This is a genomic window from Citrobacter sp. TBCS-14 (assembly GCF_005280805.1).
GTDB lineage: Bacteria > Pseudomonadota > Gammaproteobacteria > Enterobacterales > Enterobacteriaceae > Citrobacter > Citrobacter gillenii.
Genome location: NZ_SZWM01000185.1, coordinates 102,333 through 120,568, shown reverse-complemented (window position 1 = coordinate 120,568; position 18,236 = coordinate 102,333). Strand labels below are relative to the sequence as shown.

At 51.2% G+C, this 18,236-nt stretch carries 20 protein-coding genes and 1 tRNA gene; 7 read left to right on the top strand and 14 right to left on the bottom strand.

What is annotated here, in order from left to right; translation table 11 throughout:
* Positions 1–35: 35 nt before the first annotated feature.
* Both ompA and sulA read right to left on the bottom strand, forming a co-directional pair.
* The gene (ompA, locus tag FDX22_RS09300) at positions 36–1,094 is read right to left on the bottom strand and encodes a porin OmpA (RefSeq protein ID WP_115259970.1); all 1,059 of its coding nucleotides are present in this window, start codon (positions 1,092–1,094) and stop codon (positions 36–38) included.
* Between the two features lie 355 nt (positions 1,095–1,449).
* Positions 1,450–1,959, bottom strand: a complete 510-nt coding sequence (gene sulA, locus FDX22_RS09295; protein WP_096757640.1) for an SOS-induced cell division inhibitor SulA — start codon at positions 1,957–1,959, stop codon at positions 1,450–1,452.
* A 216-nt stretch (positions 1,960–2,175) separates the two neighbouring features.
* On the opposite strand from sulA, the gene FDX22_RS09290 reads away from it, so the two are divergent.
* The gene (locus FDX22_RS09290; RefSeq protein ID WP_115258917.1) at positions 2,176–2,790 is read left to right on the top strand and encodes a TfoX/Sxy family DNA transformation protein; all 615 of its coding nucleotides are present in this window, start codon (positions 2,176–2,178) and stop codon (positions 2,788–2,790) included.
* On the opposite strand, the gene yccS is transcribed toward FDX22_RS09290, so the two are convergent.
* Together yccS and FDX22_RS09280 are read right to left on the bottom strand one after the other, a co-directional pair.
* Positions 2,768–4,921: a YccS family putative transporter gene (yccS, locus tag FDX22_RS09285; RefSeq protein WP_096759437.1), complete on the bottom strand. Its 2,154-nt coding sequence runs from the start codon at positions 4,919–4,921 to the stop codon at positions 2,768–2,770. The two genes, FDX22_RS09290 and yccS, sit on opposite strands and share 23 nt — an antisense overlap.
* A gap of 18 nt (positions 4,922–4,939) precedes the next feature.
* A complete protein-coding gene (locus FDX22_RS09280; RefSeq protein WP_096757638.1) occupies positions 4,940–5,386 on the bottom strand; it encodes a YccF domain-containing protein in 447 nt (148 codons plus the stop codon).
* Positions 5,387–5,511: 125 nt separating this feature from the next.
* Here FDX22_RS09280 and helD point away from each other — a divergent pair, with 125 nt between their 5' ends.
* A complete protein-coding gene (helD, locus tag FDX22_RS09275; RefSeq protein WP_146717088.1) occupies positions 5,512–7,566 on the top strand; it encodes a DNA helicase IV in 2,055 nt (684 codons plus the stop codon).
* Between the two features lie 30 nt (positions 7,567–7,596).
* On the opposite strand, the gene mgsA is transcribed toward helD, so the two are convergent.
* Positions 7,597–8,055, bottom strand: a complete 459-nt coding sequence (gene mgsA, locus FDX22_RS09270; RefSeq protein ID WP_115258915.1) for a methylglyoxal synthase — start codon at positions 8,053–8,055, stop codon at positions 7,597–7,599.
* 93 nt (positions 8,056–8,148) lie between these two features.
* Positions 8,149–8,811, bottom strand: a complete 663-nt coding sequence (locus FDX22_RS09265) for a DUF2057 family protein (protein WP_096757635.1) — start codon at positions 8,809–8,811, stop codon at positions 8,149–8,151.
* Between the two features lie 172 nt (positions 8,812–8,983).
* On the opposite strand from FDX22_RS09265, the gene FDX22_RS09260 reads away from it, so the two are divergent.
* Positions 8,984–9,397: a CoA-binding protein gene (locus FDX22_RS09260; RefSeq protein WP_096757634.1), complete on the top strand. Its 414-nt coding sequence runs from the start codon at positions 8,984–8,986 to the stop codon at positions 9,395–9,397.
* A gap of 49 nt (positions 9,398–9,446) precedes the next feature.
* On the opposite strand, the gene hspQ is transcribed toward FDX22_RS09260, so the two are convergent.
* Together hspQ and rlmI are read right to left on the bottom strand one after the other, a co-directional pair.
* Entirely contained in the window at positions 9,447–9,764 is a 318-nt protein-coding gene (hspQ, locus tag FDX22_RS09255) for a heat shock protein HspQ (RefSeq protein ID WP_005123508.1), read from the bottom strand.
* 57 nt (positions 9,765–9,821) lie between these two features.
* Entirely contained in the window at positions 9,822–11,012 is a 1,191-nt protein-coding gene (gene rlmI / locus FDX22_RS09250; protein ID WP_146717087.1) for a 23S rRNA (cytosine(1962)-C(5))-methyltransferase RlmI, read from the bottom strand.
* Between the two features lie 94 nt (positions 11,013–11,106).
* Between rlmI and yccX the strand changes: the two genes are divergently transcribed.
* Positions 11,107–11,388, top strand: coding sequence for an acylphosphatase (gene yccX / locus FDX22_RS09245; RefSeq protein WP_096757632.1), 282 nt, complete (start codon positions 11,107–11,109; stop codon positions 11,386–11,388).
* Here the strand turns inward: yccX and tusE are convergent.
* Positions 11,385–11,714 (bottom strand): sulfurtransferase TusE, encoded by a 330-nt coding sequence (gene tusE / locus FDX22_RS09240; RefSeq protein WP_096757631.1) that lies wholly within the window; start codon positions 11,712–11,714, stop codon positions 11,385–11,387. The genes yccX and tusE overlap by 4 nt on opposite strands.
* 88 nt (positions 11,715–11,802) lie before the next feature.
* The gene (gene yccA, locus FDX22_RS09235; protein ID WP_096757630.1) at positions 11,803–12,462 is read right to left on the bottom strand and encodes an FtsH protease modulator YccA; all 660 of its coding nucleotides are present in this window, start codon (positions 12,460–12,462) and stop codon (positions 11,803–11,805) included.
* 271 nt (positions 12,463–12,733) lie between these two features.
* Here yccA and FDX22_RS09230 point away from each other — a divergent pair, with 271 nt between their 5' ends.
* Both FDX22_RS09230 and FDX22_RS09225 read left to right on the top strand, forming a co-directional pair.
* Entirely contained in the window at positions 12,734–14,362 is a 1,629-nt protein-coding gene (locus tag FDX22_RS09230) for an ABC transporter substrate-binding protein (RefSeq protein ID WP_146717086.1), read from the top strand.
* Between the two features lie 143 nt (positions 14,363–14,505).
* Positions 14,506–14,593 (top strand) — tRNA-Ser (locus FDX22_RS09225).
* A gap of 211 nt (positions 14,594–14,804) precedes the next feature.
* Here the strand turns inward: FDX22_RS09225 and FDX22_RS09220 are convergent.
* The 4 genes from FDX22_RS09220 to FDX22_RS09205 all read right to left on the bottom strand — a co-directional run bounded on the left by FDX22_RS09220 (position 14,805) and on the right by FDX22_RS09205 (position 17,538).
* Positions 14,805–15,656, bottom strand: a complete 852-nt coding sequence (locus tag FDX22_RS09220) for an aldo/keto reductase (RefSeq protein ID WP_096757627.1) — start codon at positions 15,654–15,656, stop codon at positions 14,805–14,807.
* A 143-nt stretch (positions 15,657–15,799) separates the two neighbouring features.
* The gene (locus FDX22_RS09215; RefSeq protein WP_115258908.1) at positions 15,800–16,099 is read right to left on the bottom strand and encodes a putative quinol monooxygenase; all 300 of its coding nucleotides are present in this window, start codon (positions 16,097–16,099) and stop codon (positions 15,800–15,802) included.
* A gap of 132 nt (positions 16,100–16,231) precedes the next feature.
* Positions 16,232–16,846 carry a LysE family translocator gene (locus FDX22_RS09210; RefSeq protein WP_135912281.1) on the bottom strand — a complete coding sequence of 205 codons (615 nt, stop codon included), beginning with the start codon at positions 16,844–16,846 and terminating at the stop codon, positions 16,232–16,234.
* A 95-nt stretch (positions 16,847–16,941) separates the two neighbouring features.
* Complete coding sequence (locus FDX22_RS09205) at positions 16,942–17,538, bottom strand: urea carboxylase-associated family protein (RefSeq protein WP_146717085.1); 597 nt, start codon at positions 17,536–17,538, stop codon at positions 16,942–16,944.
* 204 nt (positions 17,539–17,742) lie between these two features.
* On the opposite strand from FDX22_RS09205, the gene FDX22_RS09200 reads away from it, so the two are divergent.
* A complete protein-coding gene (locus FDX22_RS09200; protein ID WP_146717084.1) occupies positions 17,743–18,219 on the top strand; it encodes a glutathione peroxidase in 477 nt (158 codons plus the stop codon).
* Positions 18,220–18,236 lie beyond the last annotated feature (17 nt).

Here is an 18,236-nt window from a genome sequence, read left to right as displayed (position 1 = left end):
ACCCCGCATCGCGGGGTTTTTTATTAGACGAGAACTTAAGCCTGAGGCTGAGTTACAACGTCTTTGATGCCTTTAACTTCGATCTCAACACGACGATCCGGAGCCAGGCAGTCGATCAGTGCAGCGCGAGCTTTCACGTTGTCACAGGTGTTGCCAGTAACTGGGTTAGATTCGCCCATGCCACGTGCAGAGATTTTGTCAGAAGGAATACCTTTAGAGATCAGGTAATCAACAACGGACTGAGCACGTTTCTCAGACAGGCTCTGGTTGTAAGCGTCAGAACCGATACGGTCAGTGAAGCCCAGAACCACAACGGAACCGTCTTTCGGATCCAGGTTGCTCAGCTGGCTGTACATCTGATCCAGAGCCTGCTGGCCTTCTGGTTTCAGAGTCGCTTTGTTGAAGTTGAACAGAACGTCAGACTTCAGAGTGAAGTGCTTGGTCTGTACTTCTGGAGCCGGAGCCGGAGCTACAACTACTGGAGCTGCTTCTTCCTGCTGGCCGAAACGGTAAGAAACACCAACGCTCAACAGGCCGTTATCCGGACGACCACCAACGGTGTTCGCGTCACCGATGTTGTTGGTCCACTGGTATTCCAGACGGGTAGCGATTTCAGGAGTAATTGCATACTCTACGCCGCCAGCGAATACTGGGGATACGCCAGTGTCGTGGTCTTTAAAGCCTTCGTTGTTTTTAGCGTCAGCACGCCAAACCATACCACCCAGACGGGTATAAACGTCCAGATCGTCAGTGATTGGGTAACCCAGTTTAGCGGTCAGTTGAACGCCCTGAGCTTTGAAAGCGCCGTTTTGATGAGTGCCGTCGGTGTAGCCTTTGTACGGCATACGACCTAACCAGTCGTAACCCATTTCAAAACCAACGTACGGGTTAACCTGATAACCACCGAACGCACCAGCACCCAGTTGGCTTTCGTGGGTAGGACCGGCGTTGTTGATCTGGTTGTTGCCTACGTCATGGAACTGAGACCAGCCCATTTTAGCACCAGCATACCAGGTGTTATCTTTCGGAGCGGCCTGCGCCACGGTAGCGAAACCAGCCAGTGCCACTGCAATTGCGATAGCTGTCTTTTTCATTTTTTGCGCCTCGTTATCATCCAAAATTCGCCATGACTATCTCCAGAGAGATAACACGGTTAAATCCTTCACCCGGGGATCAGTTCAATAGTTACTCTACCGATATCTGCGGCTTAAGCCGAGCACCCCTGGCGATGTAAAGTCTACAACGTAGTTGAAAACTTACAAGTGTGAACTCTGTCAGGCATATGAAAAAAAAAGGCTTGTATACACAATATTTAACATTTATGGCTGATTAATTGAACTCAAAACTTCTCTAAAACCGCTTCTGACAGGCGTTCACACAAAATATGCGTTATATCTCAATGGCAGATTGAGGTATGAAAAAAAATTCCAGGATTAATCCTAATTTTACTTAATGATACAAATTCGAGTGAATTTTTAGCCCGGAATGCTGTCTCCCCGCAAGTGCCTGAGCGCGAACAGGACGCATAATAAATCCCATTGCGTTCCCTTCATCTGCAGCTTTCACCAGTTCTGCATGTTCATCTTCTGTTAATTCTTCAGTCAGCCAGCCAATAACCACGCTGTAATTGCCGGTGCGCAGCGCGCGAACCATCGATTCTAACGTGTGGCAGGGAGATAGTTGACTTATTTGCATAACTTTCGTTAATGGAAGCCCCGCTGATTGCACCCACTCACGGCTCAGCTTTTGTTGTGGCGTAAGCCAGAGCTGCCAACGTGATTGCTGCCCTAACTGCTGAAGCAGGGGTAATAGCAGTAATTGCGTCATCATGGGCTGGTCCTCGCGATAGACCACTTCACTGATAAGCCCGGCAGTCGCATTTTCTGAAGAAACGCGCGCACTATTGCTTGATGTTGAAGAGAACGACGAAGAACGATTTGCGTAGCCTGAAGTGTACATAATCAATCCAGCCCTGTGAGTTACTGTATGGATATACAGTAACCCTGCTATCACTAAAGATCAACCTTATTTTCGGAAACAGACTCGCAATTTTTAGCCGTCGTGGCGGGAAATATAAAATTCATCTTGCCCCTTGGGGCTAAGTTGCCTATCGTCGTCATTAACGGATCTGTTACTGGAAATCATTCCATTATCTTATGATTTAAAAGGACTTTTATGAAAAACCTCTCTTATGCCAGGATCTATAAATCACAAGAATATTTGGCCTCTTTAGGTACAATTAGCTACCGCTCTTTATTTGGCAGTTATAGCCTGACGGTGGGTGATACGGTCTTTGCAATGGTTGCCGACGGTGAGTTATACCTGCGGGCCTGTGAGCAAAGCGTACAGTACTGTGTCAAACATTCCCCGGTCTGGTTGACGTTTATGAAGCGGGGACGTCCCGTGATACTCAACTATTATCAAGTTAATGATGCGCTGTGGCGAAACCATCCGCAGTTGGTGTCTTTATCACGATATTCGCTGGATGCCGCAGTAAAAGAAAAACAGACGCGTGTTTCGCAACACCGGTTACGGGAACTGCCGAACATTTCCTTTCATCTGGAGACCCTACTGAGTGAAGCCGGGATTAACGATGAGGGTACATTACGCACCCTGGGTGCTCAAATGTGTTGGCTAAAGCTTTTGCAAATTAACCCATCGCTGACAGTGAAAATTCTTTATGCGCTTGAGGGCGCAATCAGTGGGATACATGAAGCAGCACTCCCGGCGGTTCGCCGCCGGGAGTTGGTTGAGTGGGTGAGTTCACTTAAGCCTGAACCGGGTTACTAATGGGTAATGCCGCGATTTGTTGCTGTAACCGACTGATTTCTGGTAACAGCGCAATCAATAATCCAACCTGTTGTACGACCAGCGGTTCTTTGGTGTCCTGGCTCGGTTCAAGATGTTGAATCCGTTGTTTAAGACTTTCCAGAGCCTGGTATACGCGCTGCTCGTCAGCGGGTTGATGATGAAGCGCATCATCAACATAGCAGACCGCGTCGTCCAGTAATGCCAGGACTTCCGGGTTAGTCAGCTGTTCCCGGTGAGCGCCGAGGGCGGAAATATAGCTTGTGAAGGTATGGTTGAGGCACAGCAAACGGAATGCCATTTCGCGCGTTTGGGCTGTAACATCTGGTTCACTCGACATGTTCGACACCACGGAAGCAAGCTCCGCATCACGGTTATGTGCATCACGGCGGGCAATTCGGTATGCCAGACGGTTATCACGGCCCTGATGATATTGCTCAAGGATAGCGTCCAGATAGCGGCAGTTAGCATCCGTTGCTCGTTCGATGACCCGCGGTAAATTACGAAAACGCCAGTCTGGCCAAATAAAACTGACGGCAGCCCAGGCAATCGCACAGCCGATCAGCGTATCGATGACTCGCGGCAGTGCGACCTCGAACCCTTCTCCCAGCAGGTTAAAGCATAATAATACCAGCAGGGTGATAAATATGGTCGCATGGGCATACTGTACGTTGCGAAAGGCGAAAAAGAGCACGCCGGTAATCACCAACAGGATGAGCTGCCCTTCCAGAGAGGGGACGAACCACAAAATGGGTAAACCAATCGCTATTCCGACTAAGGTACCAATAATTCTCAGGGCCAGGCGATGTCGGGTGGCGTTGTAGTTTGGCTGACAGACAAACAGACTGGTTAGCAGGATCCAGTATCCATGGTTCATACCGGTTATCTGGATGATGGCGTAACCGACACAGAGCACCAACGACATGCGGATAGCATGGCGAAATAGGGCTGACTCGGGGGTGAAGTTACGGCTCAGACGCAACCAGATATCGCTGAACCCATGTGGGCTGTCATCGGCAAGCTGATTTTCGGACTCATTGCGCGAAATGACCTGCGCCTGCTCGGACTCAATTGTTGCCAATTGTGCGTCGATAGCACGCAGGTTAGCGAGCAAAAATCCCAATGTTTTAAGCAAGTCTGCAGGCGCACCATTAACACGCATGCGCTCAAGTGCTGCATCGATATGGGTGAAAACGCGCTCAAAATGTGGGTCATGTTGGTAGGGTGTGCGCAATAAAATACAGCGTGACAGCTGCATACAGGCTTGCCCCTGCATAGACATCAGGCGCTGGAAGCGAAACATCACGTCGCTGTGACGGAAGTGATCGCGTAGCGTTTGGTATTGAATATGCGAAGAGCTTGCGCGTTCGTGTATATCCTGCGCCACAAAATAGTAGTGTAACGTGCGACGTGTTCCCCGTTGCCCACGGTCACCGCGCAGGCGGGTCAGCAACGACACTTTGGTTTGGTTTAGCGTCGCCATCAGTTGCCCGTTGGCCAGCGCTAAATCGTAGAGCGGTGCCTGGCTTTCATCTTCAATGTCGGGATCAAACAGACGGGATTTCAGCTCCAGATAGTGCGCTAACTGCTCATAGCTGCGCGCCAAATTATCCTGCAATGGACGGATTGGGAACAGGAGATGTCCGGTCAATGTCAGCAGGTTGTACCAGATAGCCCCGGCGAGCAGTAGTATCGGCTGCTGATACCACTGATCGTACAGTGACGTGCCCAGCATGGTGTAAATAGCGATAAGCAATGCGCCGAAGGCGATCGTCGCATAGCGCTGGCCTAATCCGCCAAGCAGAATAAAGCCGCTGGTTGAAAGCGTTAATCCAATGGCAAACAGCCACGGCCATGGGAAGAGAAGCTCGACGGACGCTGAGGCAATAAAAAAACAGATCAGCGTAATGATCAAATTGCGCAAGCGACCAGCTAGACGATCGTCGAGGTCGGTTAACGCGGCGGCCACCATGCCCAGCGTCAGCGGGATAGTCAGCTTGACGTCGCCCAGCCACCAGGGCAGCGCGGTGGTGCCACAAAGTGCAATAAAAATTCGCACGTAGTACAGCCAGGTGCTGTTCCAGGTATAGCGTTTGAGCAGAGGACTTAACATAAAGGCCATCAGTCCTGGTTATTCAAAGCGGCGACGCGCATTGGCTTCACGTGCTGCGCGGGCAGTTTCTACCGAGACCACGCGCCGACCGACGGGCCAGAGTGCAATTGCGGCAATCTTAAAGTTAGCAATCCCCACCGGAATACCAATAATCGTGATGCACTGGGCAATACCGGAGACAATATGCATCAGGCACAGCCACCAGCCGAAGAAAATCAGCCAAAAAATATTCAGTAATGTTCCGCCGGTGTTCAGAAGAACATTTTTACCTGCCGGGTTGAGTTCATCAACATGAATGGCTTCGTTGCCATAGGGAAACAGAGAAAGGCGCGTTATCTCCCAGCATGAGCGGGTTAATGGCAGGGTAAAAATAAGCACGATACTGACCAGCGTTGCCAGTAACCAGGCTAAGGTGGTGGCGAACCCCCCGAGCACAAAATTTAAAATATTCAGAACTGTACGCATAAACTCTCGGTTAACTCTGGTTTTTGGTGAATTCGGCAATTGTAACGTTTTTTTGGGCTGGAGCACGTTTTCTCTGGCGGTTACACTGATAAGTAAACCTCTTCGTGTGGATCCGCTTAAGCCTTATGGAACTGAAAGCTACTTCTATTGGAAAACGTCTGGCGCAACACCCGTACGATCGGGCCGTTATTCTTAATGCCGGGGTTAAAGTTTCCGGCGATCGTCACGAGTATCTTATTCCATTCAATCAATTACTGGCTATTCATTGCAAACGGGGTCTCGTATGGGGGGAACTCGAATTTGTGCTCCCGGGCGATAAGGTTGTGCGACTGCATGGGACGGAATGGGCAGAAACTCAGCGTTTTCATCGCCATCTCAACATGCTTTGGCAGCAGTGGAGCCAGGAAATGAGCGAGGTCGCCGCCACGGTTTTGCAGGAGCAGCTCGAGACGATTGCGGCCCGTACCCATGAAAATAAATGGCTGACACGCAACCAAACGGCAGGCCTGCAACAGCAAATCCGTCGCGCTTTCGCGGCGCTGCCGTTGCCGGTTGAAAGGCTGGAGGAGTTTGACAACTGTCGCGAGGCAATACGCCAGTGTCAGGCATGGTTGCAGGATATTGAAGCCTGCCGGTTGCAGCATAATCAAGCCTATACCGACGCAATGCTGACAGAGCACGCCGAGTTCTTCCAGCAGATTGAATCTTCGCCGCTGAATCCGGCTCAGGCCCGGGCGGTGGTTAACGGTGAGCAATCGTTACTCGTGCTTGCGGGCGCGGGAAGTGGCAAAACATCTGTGCTGGTGGCACGTGCAGGTTGGCTACTGGCAAAGGGAGACGCGGTGGCCGAACAAATTCTGCTTCTGGCGTTTGGTCGCAAAGCGGCCGAGGAAATGGATGAGCGGATTCGTGAGCGACTGCATACAGAAGACATCACCGCCCGGACGTTCCACTCGCTGGCGCTGCACATCATTCAGCAGGGCAGTAAAAAGGTCCCAACGGTAAGCAAGCTTGAAAACGATACCCCCGCGCGCCATAAACTTTTTATTACCGCCTGGCGTCAGCAGTGTAGTGAGAAAAAGGCGCAGGCCAAAGGCTGGCGGCAATGGTTAGAAGAAGAGATGCAGTGGTCAGTACCTGAAGGTAATTTTTGGGATGATGAAAAACAGCAGCGTCGCCTGGCCCCGAGGCTGGATCGTTGGGTTAGCCTGATGCGTATGCACGGGGGGGCGCAAGCGGAAATGATTGCCAATGCGCCGGAGGACATTCGCGATCTATTCAGTAAACGTATCAAGCTCATGGCGCCGTTGCTTAAGGCATGGAAGAGCGCCCTGAAAGAAGAAAACGCCGTTGATTTTTCCGGGCTAATTCATCAGGCCATCGTCATTCTGCAAAAGGGGCGTTTTATCAGCCCGTGGAAACATATTCTGGTTGATGAGTTTCAGGATATTTCCCCCCAGCGCGCAGCGTTGCTGGCTGCGTTGCGACAGCAAAATTCACAGACCACCTTGTTTGCTGTAGGAGACGATTGGCAGGCTATTTATCGCTTTAGTGGCGCACAGCTTTCGTTAACTACTGCCTTCCATCACACCTTTGGCGAGGGCGATCGCTGCGATTTGGATACCACTTACCGCTTCAATAGCCGTATTGGAGAGGTAGCCAACGGTTTTATTCAGCAAAATCCGCATCAGCTTGCAAAACCGCTTAACAGCCTGACGGTTGGTGACAAAAAAGCGGTGACGCTGTTGGATGAAAGCCAGCTGGATGCGCTGCTGGATAAGCTGTCTGGTTTTGCGAAAGCCGAGGAGCGAATTCTGGTACTGGCGCGCTATCATCATCTGAAACCTGCCAGCCTGGAGAAGGCGGCGACCCGTTGGCCCAAGCTACAGCTTGAGTTTATGACTATCCATGCCAGTAAAGGGCAGCAGGCGGATTACGTCATTATTGTCGGGCTTCATGACGGTAATGATGGTTTCCCGGCACCAGCCCGCGAGTCAATTATGGAGGAGGCGCTGCTGCCGGCGGTAGAAGATTTTCCTGATGCAGAAGAGAGACGCTTGCTTTACGTGGCGCTTACGCGTGCACGGCATCGGGTATGGCTGCTGTTTAATAAAGACGCGCCGTCGTGTTTTGTCGATGAGCTTAAACAGCGGGATGTGCCAGTTAGCCGTAAACCTTGAAAGCAGGCGGCGACAGCCGCCTGCTGGCTATTATTTGAGGCGCTCAGCCAGGTAGCGGGCGTAATCGGGGATCAGGATCTCCGTCTCGTCGCTGAAATTCGGCGACTGGATAATAAAGTCGGCCGTCGACACGTTGGTCGCTACCGGAATATTCCACACCGTTGCCAGGCGCAGAAGGGCTTTGACATCAGGGTCGTGAGGCACGGCATTGAGCGGATCCCAAAAGAAGATCAGCACATCAATTTTCCCTTCAGAGATCAGCGCTCCCACCTGCTGGTCGCCGCCCATCGGGCCGCTCAGCATAGCGTTAACGTCCATACCGGTCGCGCGCTGGATTAAATTACCCGTTGTGCCTGTCGCATAGAGAACGTGTTGTTCCAGCAGTGGCTGGTGGCGTTCAACCCAGTTCATCAACATCTTTTTACAGTGATCGTGTGCAACCAGCGCAATATGCTTGCGCGCTGGCAATGTGCGAGTCGTCAATTCCATAGTACCGCTCCCAAGTTAACCTTGCTACAGAGTACTGGAAGCACTTGACGCTGCAAGAGAAAGACAAAAAAAATGCGTACGTGGACATAAATGTCATGAGGGGGGCTGCTTCTCTGCCCATTGCAGGAAGTTACTTCGTGTTTGCGCGTCGGCCTGCTGAAACCAATATTTTAACCTCTGCTCGGTGAGCGCTTGCGATTGAGGCGGCACCCGATCCAGTTCAGAAACCCCGGAGAGTAACGAACTGTCATCGGCCATCATGGTGGCAAATTGTGGTAATGAAGCATGCTTAGCCGCTTTGTTGTAGCGTTCGGTCTCCAGTTCATAATCAACGGTTTTCGCGGTGGATGTGATGGTCATCACATCCAGCTTGACCGGAATCGGCATGGCGTCACCATCCAACAGTTCCACACGAGGGGTTTCATCGAAATGTGCCGCGTCACGCTCATTGCCCAAACGCGGAAGATGAAAATTAACCTGACTGACTAATTGGGTATCGAAGCTGATGACCAACGGGGGGGAGATATACAGCCGTTCTTCATGGCTGGACAGGCGAATGGTTTTCTCGACGCGAAAAACCAGCTGATGCCGACCATTTTCCAGCTCAATGCTTTCGGCACCGCGTAACAATGAGCTGGAGACTTTTTTTCCGTCCAGTACCAGCAGGTCAATGTCGCTTGACAGACGCAGTGAGGTCGCATAAACGGATACCGGCAAACACAGGGCAATCAAGGCTGTCACAATGCCGGCTCTCATAGGGTTCTCCTGTCCAGAAAATACCTGAGTAAGATGTATCAAAAGTTTTCGACAATCATGTTTACTAACATATAGACATAATTTCCAGTTTAGCTCTCATGCGCCGGTATGGGATGAATGGTTGCAACGTCAGGTTTGTCGTACACTTTGCAAAACAGCCTGGAGGAAGATGATGAAAGAGACCGATATTGCTGGCATTTTGACATCCACCCGCACGATTGCTTTGGTAGGGGCAAGCGATAAACCCGACCGCCCCAGCTATCGCGTGATGAAATATTTGCTCGATCAGGGCTATCACGTTATTCCTGTTTCCCCCAAGGTTGCCGGGAAAACGTTACTGGGACAGCAAGGGTATGCGACGCTGGCGGATGTGCCGGAGAAGGTGGATATGGTGGATGTCTTCCGTAATTCAGAAGCGGCCTGGGGTGTTGCGCAGGAGGCGATTGCCATCGGGGCAAAGACATTATGGATGCAGTTGGGCGTGATCAATGAGCCGGCGGCGGTGCTGGCGCGTGATGCGGGTCTGGCTGTGGTGATGGATCGCTGCCCGGCTATCGAGATCCCGAGACTGGGGCTGGCGAAATAAGAATGAGCCGTTGCCGGATGAGTTTATCGTCATCCGGCAACGGCTAAAGTCAGTTGCGCAGGCGTGGAGCCTGAAGCTGTTTACGGATGGTCCGTGCCAGTTCATCCATCGATGGTTGCTCTGGATGTTCTTCCTGTAGCTCACTGCTCAACTGTGCTTCCGCCAGATACGTATGCACTGGCAGGCCATTATCGTCTTCCATCACCACGTGATACCAGGGAGCGGCGCGAAGTTCGTCGTTAACCGCCAACTCATCAGGTGACGGGTCATCAAGCGAATATTCCGGGTCGATATCCACGACCACTCCGAGGTAACCTAACAGGGAATGGCGGACCTGCTGGCCGATACCGAATTTGCTGGCAATCATAGTCACCTCCCGGGAAATAGATACCCTCTATGTAAGGGCAATATTCCACTTTTCAAGTTACATGATGCGACAGGCAAACCCTTTCAGATACAGCCCTTCCGGGTAGGTAGCGATCACCGGATGATCGGCGGCCTGACGGAACTGCTCTATAAATTGTACATCACGACCCGCATCTAATGCGGCATCAGCGATGATTTTCTGAAATAAATCGGTCGTCATCAGTCCGGAGCACGAGAACGTCAGCAGTACACCGCCAGGATTCAGTAGCTGGATAGCCAGCATATTGATGTCCTTATAGCCACGACAGGCGCCCATTAGCTGGCTTTTGTTTTCCACAAACTTCGGCGGATCCATCACGATGACATCAAACTTCTCACCGCGATCGCGATAGGCGCGCAGCAGTTTAAAGACGTCATCGCGCACAAATTCAGCTTTGCTCAGATCCAGCTTATTCAGTTCGACGTTTTGTCTGGCGATGTCGAGCGCTTCCTGCGAGGTATCAACGCTGACGACCTGGCTGCATCCACCCATCAGCGCAGATACCGCGAAACCGCCGGTATAGGAGAAACAGTTCAGGACACGTTTGTCTTGTACATAACGACGCGTGGCCAGACGGCTGTCACGCTGATCCAGGTAGTAACCTGTCTTATGACCGTGCTGAATATCGACCAACAGCTTCATGCCGTGTTCTTCAATCGGCAGCAGGGCCGGAGGCAGTTCGCCCGTGACGGGCCCCTGGGTCAGCTCCATACCTTCTTTTTTGCGCACTGCAACATCGCTGCGATCATAAATGGCGCATTCAGGGAACACCGTTTGCAGGGCGCTAATCAGCGCGGCACGCTGATATTCAGCCCCGGCGCTGAGCAGTTGCAGGACGAGGAAACGGCCAAAACGGTCAATGGTGATACCCGGCAGGCCATCGGATTCTCCGGCGATCAGACGGTAGCTGTCCAGGCCGTCTTTCTTCGCCAGCCAGTCGCGCCATGTCTTTGCTTGCTGCAAACGGCGGGTGAAGAAGTCAATATCAATGGATTCGGACTTGTCGAATGTCCAGACGCGTGCACGGATCTGCGACGCCGGTGACCAGGCTCCGCGTGCTAACCATTTACCCTGATGGTCAACAATATCGATGGTTTCACCCTGGCTGGCTTTACCTTCCATACGGGCGACGGCACCAGAAAATACCCACGGATGGCGGCGAAGTAATGATTTTTCGCGCCCTTTGGCTAACACTAAACGTACACTCATAATTTGCTATTCTGTCGATTCAAAGAAATGGGCGCCATTGTCCTGAGTTTTTCGAGGATTTGCAACGCGCAACGCGATGATAAGGAGAACCGCTATGTCTAAAGTCTGCATCATTGCCTGGGTTCACGGCCGGGTACAGGGCGTGGGTTTTCGCTACACCACTCAGCATGAAGCACAACGGTTGGGATTAACCGGATACGCAAAGAACATGGATGACGGTAGCGTAGAGATTGTCGCCTGCGGCGAAAGCGACCAGGTGGAACAACTGATGAGGTGGTTAAAGGCTGGGGGCCCGCGTAGCGCCAGGGTAGACAGAATTCTCAGCGAACCCCACCGTCCTGGCGATGATTTAAAGGGATTTAGTATCCGCTATTAAATACATTTTACCGGTTTAGGCAGGCCCGCGATTTTGGTTGCCTGTTTAGCCGGACCTTTCGGAAACAGACGGTAAAGATAACGGCTGTTACCTTTGTCTTCGCCAAACTTGTTGGCCATCGCTTTTACCAGCATGCGGATTGCCGGAGACGTATTAAACTCCAGATAAAACTCGCGTACAAAGCGCACCACTTCCCAATGCTCGGGCGTCAGGGTAATACCTTCGTTTTCGGCAATGGCAGCGGCCAGCGGCTCACTCCACTCGGTAGTGTCTTTTAAATAGCCTTCGCTGTCGGTACTGATTTCTCTACCTTCAAAGATCAACATAATCCTTCACTGCGTTAGTCAAACTGGCGGCAGTTTAGCAAAAAAGAAAGCCCCGCATAAGCGGGGCTGGATAATGCGAGTTGACAACTTAGTCGCGGCTGGCGAAGCCCAGAATGCTCAGCAGGCTGACGAAGATGTTGTACAGCGACACATACAGGCTGACCGTTGCACGGATGTAGTTGGTTTCACCGCCACGGATGATATTGCTGGTTTCGAACAGGATAGCGCCTGAAGAAATCAGAATAAACACCGCGCTGATAGCCAGATGCAGAGCCGGCAGCTGCAGGAAAATATTGGCAACCATACCAATCAGCACCACCACGATACCCGCCATCAGCATACCGCCGAGGAAGGACATGTCTTTACGGGTGGTCAGCACGTAGGCAGAACAGCTGAAGAAGACCAGCGCGGTACCGCCCAGCGCCATACCGATGACATCACCCATGCCCGCAGACAAGTAGGCATTCAGCATCGGTCCCAGAATGTAGCCCAGGAAGCCGGTGAAGGCGAAAGCTGACAGAATACCGACCGGCTTATCTGCCGTTTTATAGGTCAGGAACATCAGGCCATACATACCGACCAGCGTCAGGATAAGACCCGGGGATGGCAGCATCAGCACGGTGCTAGCCGTTGCGGTGATGGCAGAAAACGCCAGCGTCAGGCTAAGCAGAAAATAGGTATTACGCAGCACTTTATGCGTGCTGAGTAGCGATGTACGGTCGCGCGATGAACTAATAATACGATCCATGAGTCACTCTCTTATGACAGATGTAATTAATGACGGAGGATAATGAAATCGCGGGTAATGACACAGCGGTTTTACCCATCTTTACGCATTTTAACCCGCCAGACTTAAGCATTTTATTTCAGCAAAAGTGCCTGAATCAGATGTTACCACTTAATGTTTGAAAATGTCAGATCGATATCTGATAGGTAACTGAAAAATATTGCGTTATCCCCTACATCCCTTTAAGAGTGACTGCGGTGTCATCATAAAACAGAACAATAAGGTGCAGGGAATGACTCAACAAAAATCGAAGGTATTTACGTTTTCGCTGTTGACCGCCTGTTTGATATCGATAAACGGTGCGGTATGGGCTGCCAATGTTCCTGCAGGAACAACATTGGCCGAAAAACAGGAACTGGTGAGAAATAACGGGAGTGAACCTGCATCGTTGGATCCGCATAAAGTTGAAAGCAACGTTGAATTTACTTTAATCAGCGATATGTTCGACGGTCTGGTTGCCGTCAGTCAGGATGGGGCTATCGAGCCTCGACTGGCGGCATCCTGGGAGAATAAAGATAACACCATCTGGACCTTTCATTTACGACCGGGTATTACCTGGTCTGATGGCTCTGCCATTACCGCACAGGATGTTGTCTGGAGCTGGCAGCGTCTGGTTTCACCGCAAACAGCCTCACCGTATGCCTCTTACCCTGGCAACATGCATATTGCCAACGCTGTCGATATCGCACAGGGGAAAAAAGATCCCGCCACGCTGGGTGTAAAAGCACTGAATGATACCACGCTGGAAATTACCCTGACGCAACCGACGGCGGCGTTTCTGGCTATGCTGGCGCACCCGTCACTGGTACCTCTGGATAAGGTACTGATTGGCCGTTATGGCGACAAGTGGACCCGACCAGAGCATTTTGTCAGCAGTGGACCGTACGAACTGTCGCAGTGGGTGGTGAATGAGCGAATTGTCGCGGTGCGCAATACGTACTACTGGGATAACGCGCACACGGTCATTGATAAAGTCACTTATCTGCCTATTAGCTCAGAAGCGGCAGATGTTAACCGCTACAAGGCCGGTGAAATCGATATTGTCTTAAGCGTGCCGGTGAATCAGTTTGCCCAGTTGAAAAAAACAATGGGTAATGAGCTTCACGTCTCACCGTTGTTATCAACCTATTACTACCAGTTTAATACGACCCGGGCGCCGTTTAACGACTCGCGCGTGCGTCGGGCGCTGAATATGGCGCTGGATAAAGACATCATTGCCCAAAAGGTGATGGGGCAGGGGCAGCGGGAAGCCTGGGTTATCAGCCAGCCTGAAATTGGCGGGGTGACGTTATCCGCGCCAGAATACGCGTCGTGGCCGCGGGATAAACGTATTGCGGAAGCGAAAAAACTACTGGCAGAAGCCGGTTTTGGCCCTGAACATCCGCTTTCATTAAATTTGCTCTACAACACGTTCGAAACGCATCAGCGGATTGCGATTGCGGCATCGTCGATGTGGAAGAAAAATTTGGGTGTCGAGGTGACGCTGCAAAACCAGGAGTGGAAAACGATGCTGGACACCATGCACACCGGTAATTTTGACGTGGTGCGCTATGCGTGGATCGCTGATTACGATGATGCTTCAAGCTTCCTGAATATTTTCCGTACCGGCGATAGTGAGAACACGACCCAGTACAGCAACCCTGCCTATGATGAGGCGATGAGTCATGCGGCGAAAGCAGGTTCAGTGGAAGAACGTGGCAAGTACTATCAGCAGGCGGAAGCGCTTTTGGCTGAGGATGTGCCAGCCATTCCGATTTATCACTATGTTCGCGCACATCTGGTGAAGCCGTGGGTAGGGGGATTTGCGCCGGATAACCGGGGCTATTACTACACCAAAGATATGTTCATCAAAAAACACTAAGTGGCAGAAGAGCATATTTGTGCTGAATAAACGTTCAATCTGTTGTTATTTCAGTCGATTAACAACATTTTGACTGTTTTTCAGGCAAACGAACACATTGGTGCTTTACAGGTCCGTTCGGGATGTTTATAGTGCGCCTCATTGGAAGCGTGGCCGAGCGGTTGAAGGCACCGGTCTTGAAAACCGGCGACCCGAAAGGGTTCTAGAGTTCGAATCTCTACGCTTCCGCCAAATACGAAACCCAAGTCGTTATGCGACTTGGGTTTTTTCGTTTTATTCGGTTCTGGTTGCGGCATTTAACGTGTCAGGCAAACAGATTCAGCGTGTTAGTCATGTAAGCCGTGGCTTAGCCCCATGAAACCGAGTCCTGTCGCCAACACGTCGAGCCAGGATTGACCGAGATAACGTGTTTGCGACAGTAAACCACTGTTTGTGTCGCGGATTAGACGTCGAGCTTACGGCCAGCCAGCCATTCCACTCTGGCCGGGTCGCGATGGGAAAAGAATGCGCTGGTTGCGGTGTCGATCGCGGTGATGTGCAGCATGTCTTCCGCGCTCAGTTCAAAATCGAGGATGTTGATATTCTCTTCCATACGTTCTTTACGCACCGATTTTGCCAGTGACACGATGCCACGCTGGAAGATCCACCGCAGGACAACCTGACCGACGCTTTTGCCGTATTTCTGGCCTATCGCTGTTAACTCAGGATGCTGGAACAGACCGTTTTTCCCTTCGGCAAACGGGGCCCACGCTTCAGGTTGAATGCCACGACTTTGCATCCACGGCACGGCATGCAGCTGCTGATTGAAAGGGTTCACTTCAATCTGATTCACCGCCGGGGTGACCTTATTAAAGGCAATAAGATCGGCCAGTCTGTCGGGATGGAAGTTGCTCACGCCAATAGCACGAATTTTACCTGCCTGTTGCAGCTCTTCCATGGCACGCCATGCGCCGTGGACATCGCCGTAAGGCTGGTGAATCAAATACAGGTCAACATAGTCGAGCTGTAGTCGGTTCAGTGACCGCTCGAACTGGGCCTTCGCACCTTCGTAGTTTGTATCGTGTAACCACAATTTGGTGGTCACAAAAAGCTCATCGCGGGCGACGCCGCTTTGTTTTAGCGCGTTGCCTACCTGAGTTTCATTCAGGTAAGAGGCTGCGGTATCAATCAGGCGATAACCCGTTTCGATGGCGTCAATCACCGCCCGCTCGCACTCGGCGGCATCCGTCATCTGGAATACACCAAAGCCCAACAGGGGCATGTTAATACCGTTATTCAGTGTGACTGTTTGCATGACGTTATCCTTCAACTGTTGTCCAGTAACAGCATAACGCAAACTGATTTATTTGATTAGATGGAGTAATTCACTAAGCTTTATTAGATGGATTCATTAATCTTATGGAACAACGCTGGTCGGCTTCGAGCCGGAAACGGACTTTATCTCTCCGGCTCCACCCGACCATCCATCAGGATATACTGCGCCGCTTTACGTGCGTATTGATCAATCAAAGGAACAAGCCGAGTAAAATGCTCGCTGGCACAGTGTGCATCGAGTGCTGCCCGGTCTGGCCACTCTTCAATGAAAATAAAATGCCCCAGATCCTTTTCATCCCGGTACAAATCATAAGCAATACACAGAGGCTCTTTCTTCGTTGCCGCGATGAGTTCGCGGTATAAAGGGAGAACGTTGTCGACGCATTCAGGTTTGATAAAATCTTCGGCGATGACTTTTAGCATGCGAACTCCTTCATTAAAAATGGTACAAGGTTTTTTACGGATAATGCCAGCCTCAAGGGCCGGTCAGAGCCAGAAACAGACGCTCAGATTTAATAAATCTGCCGACAAATGGCCAGCAGACTTTTTAGGGTATTAGTTGCGTGCAGCGATAGCCGCAGCGGCACCGCCCATAGCAACAGCGCCTATACGATTGGCAAATCTCACCGCTTTAGGAGTCCGTAATAAAACGCGTGCTCTGTGTGCAAGGAACGTCCAGGTCAGATCGATCGCGGCCAATGTCACCAGCGTAATGCTGGCAAGGATTGCCCATTCACTTACACCGGCTTTTGACAAATCGATAAACGACGGAAGAAGAGCCAGGTAGAACACCATGATTTTGGGGTTACCCAACGTTAATGCCATACCCGCGCTAAACATTGACCATGAAGATGTCCGTTGCGGAAGTTCGTCTGTTTTCTCATTCACAGGCTTGCGCCACATTTTAAACGCAAGCCAGCAAAGGTAGGCGATGCTTACCCATTTCAGAATATGAAAACCGAACTGGAATGTTTGCGCGAGGGTAGTTAGCCCGGCCATAGCCATGGAGAGCCAGATCACTTCACCTATCCACATTGCAGCGATGAAAGGTATGACATTTCGCCAGCCATTCGTAATGACCCGTGACACAAGGGCAGCAATACTGGGCCCTGGAACGCCGGCATTAAGAAACAGCGCTCCGGCAAATAAAAAATAAGGAATAAATTCCATCGTTAACCTCAAATAAAAGTGCCCCGAAAGGCTTATTGCACCTGCTGTGCTCGTCCTGGAAGTCGGTGATAGCCCAGTCCTAATCTATCAGAATTTCAACCAACGATAATCTGGATACCAGTACAGTGGCCCCCATTGGTCGGGTGGAAATCAACAGAACAGGCAGTAACCACCACATAGAGATCTGTTTCCGCGAGTAATAGCACATTTCCTCCGGGGGGATTGTTCGAAGCCAATACCTCAAGCTTACCGTTAGCCTGCGGTTCTGAGCGTTGGAAAAAATTGACCGGATCGGGAACGATGGGGAGTGATATGTCTGCCGCCTGCAGTGCTCTCAGCATGTTGTCACGACAGTTCGGGTGATCATACAGGCCTGCTCGTTCGTAAAGTCCAGGGTTGCAGGCCGGGAACAGCATATCATGCGGGCATGGTGAGTTATCTTGCACTAATGTGAGTAAGGGTTTGGCTTTTTCACTGTAAAAAGACTCTCCCGGTGCGGGGAATAATCGCTCTGTTATATCTCGCGTCTGAGATGTGCTTAGCCAGTCAATTTCACCAGCGCTGATAGACATTGCCCACAAGTCCGCAACCTGCTGTCCTTCAGGGTCAATAACACTGAATGTTTGACCTTTAGCAACCCAAAAGCCACGACCATCCTGTGGCGGAATATCTATCTTTATCTGCTCGCTCATTTCCTGACATCCATTCTGATTACCAGTAACGAAGATTAACAAAATGGCAGTGGCGTAACTAATGAATGATGAGGAAACGGATATTGCTCGTATAATAGGGTGTTAATCAATGGGGAGCCGGATCTCCTCGCCACGACCCGCGACGATTACCCCAGCAGCAACCCGCTGCATGGCAATGTCGACGTCTGCTCTGAGGATCCCGACATGACCACTTTTCATCAACTTACTGCCACCAGCCTGCAGGGTCAGCTCATCTCTATGGCTGACTACGCTGGCAAGCTGGTTCTGGTCGTTAACACCGCCAGCCATTGTGGCTTTACGCCACAATACGCAGGTCTTGAGGCGCTTTACAAGAAGTACGCCGCGCAGGGACTGGTGGTGCTGGGGTTTCCCTGCAACCAATTTGGTAAGCAGGAACCCGGCGGTGCCGACGAAATCGCTCAGACCTGCCACATCAACTACGGTGTGAGTTTCCCGATGTTCGAGAAAGTGGAGGTCAACGGCGGCGCAACGCATCCGGTATTTCGCTACCTGAAAGACGAATTGCCAGGCGTGCTGGGTGGGCGGATCAAGTGGAACTTCACTAAGTTCCTGATTGGACGTGACGGTAAACCGCTCAAGCGTTTTGCACCGTTCACCACCCCAGAGAAAATAGAAGCCACAATTCTTACAGCACTGTAAATCTAAGAGTTTTGCCA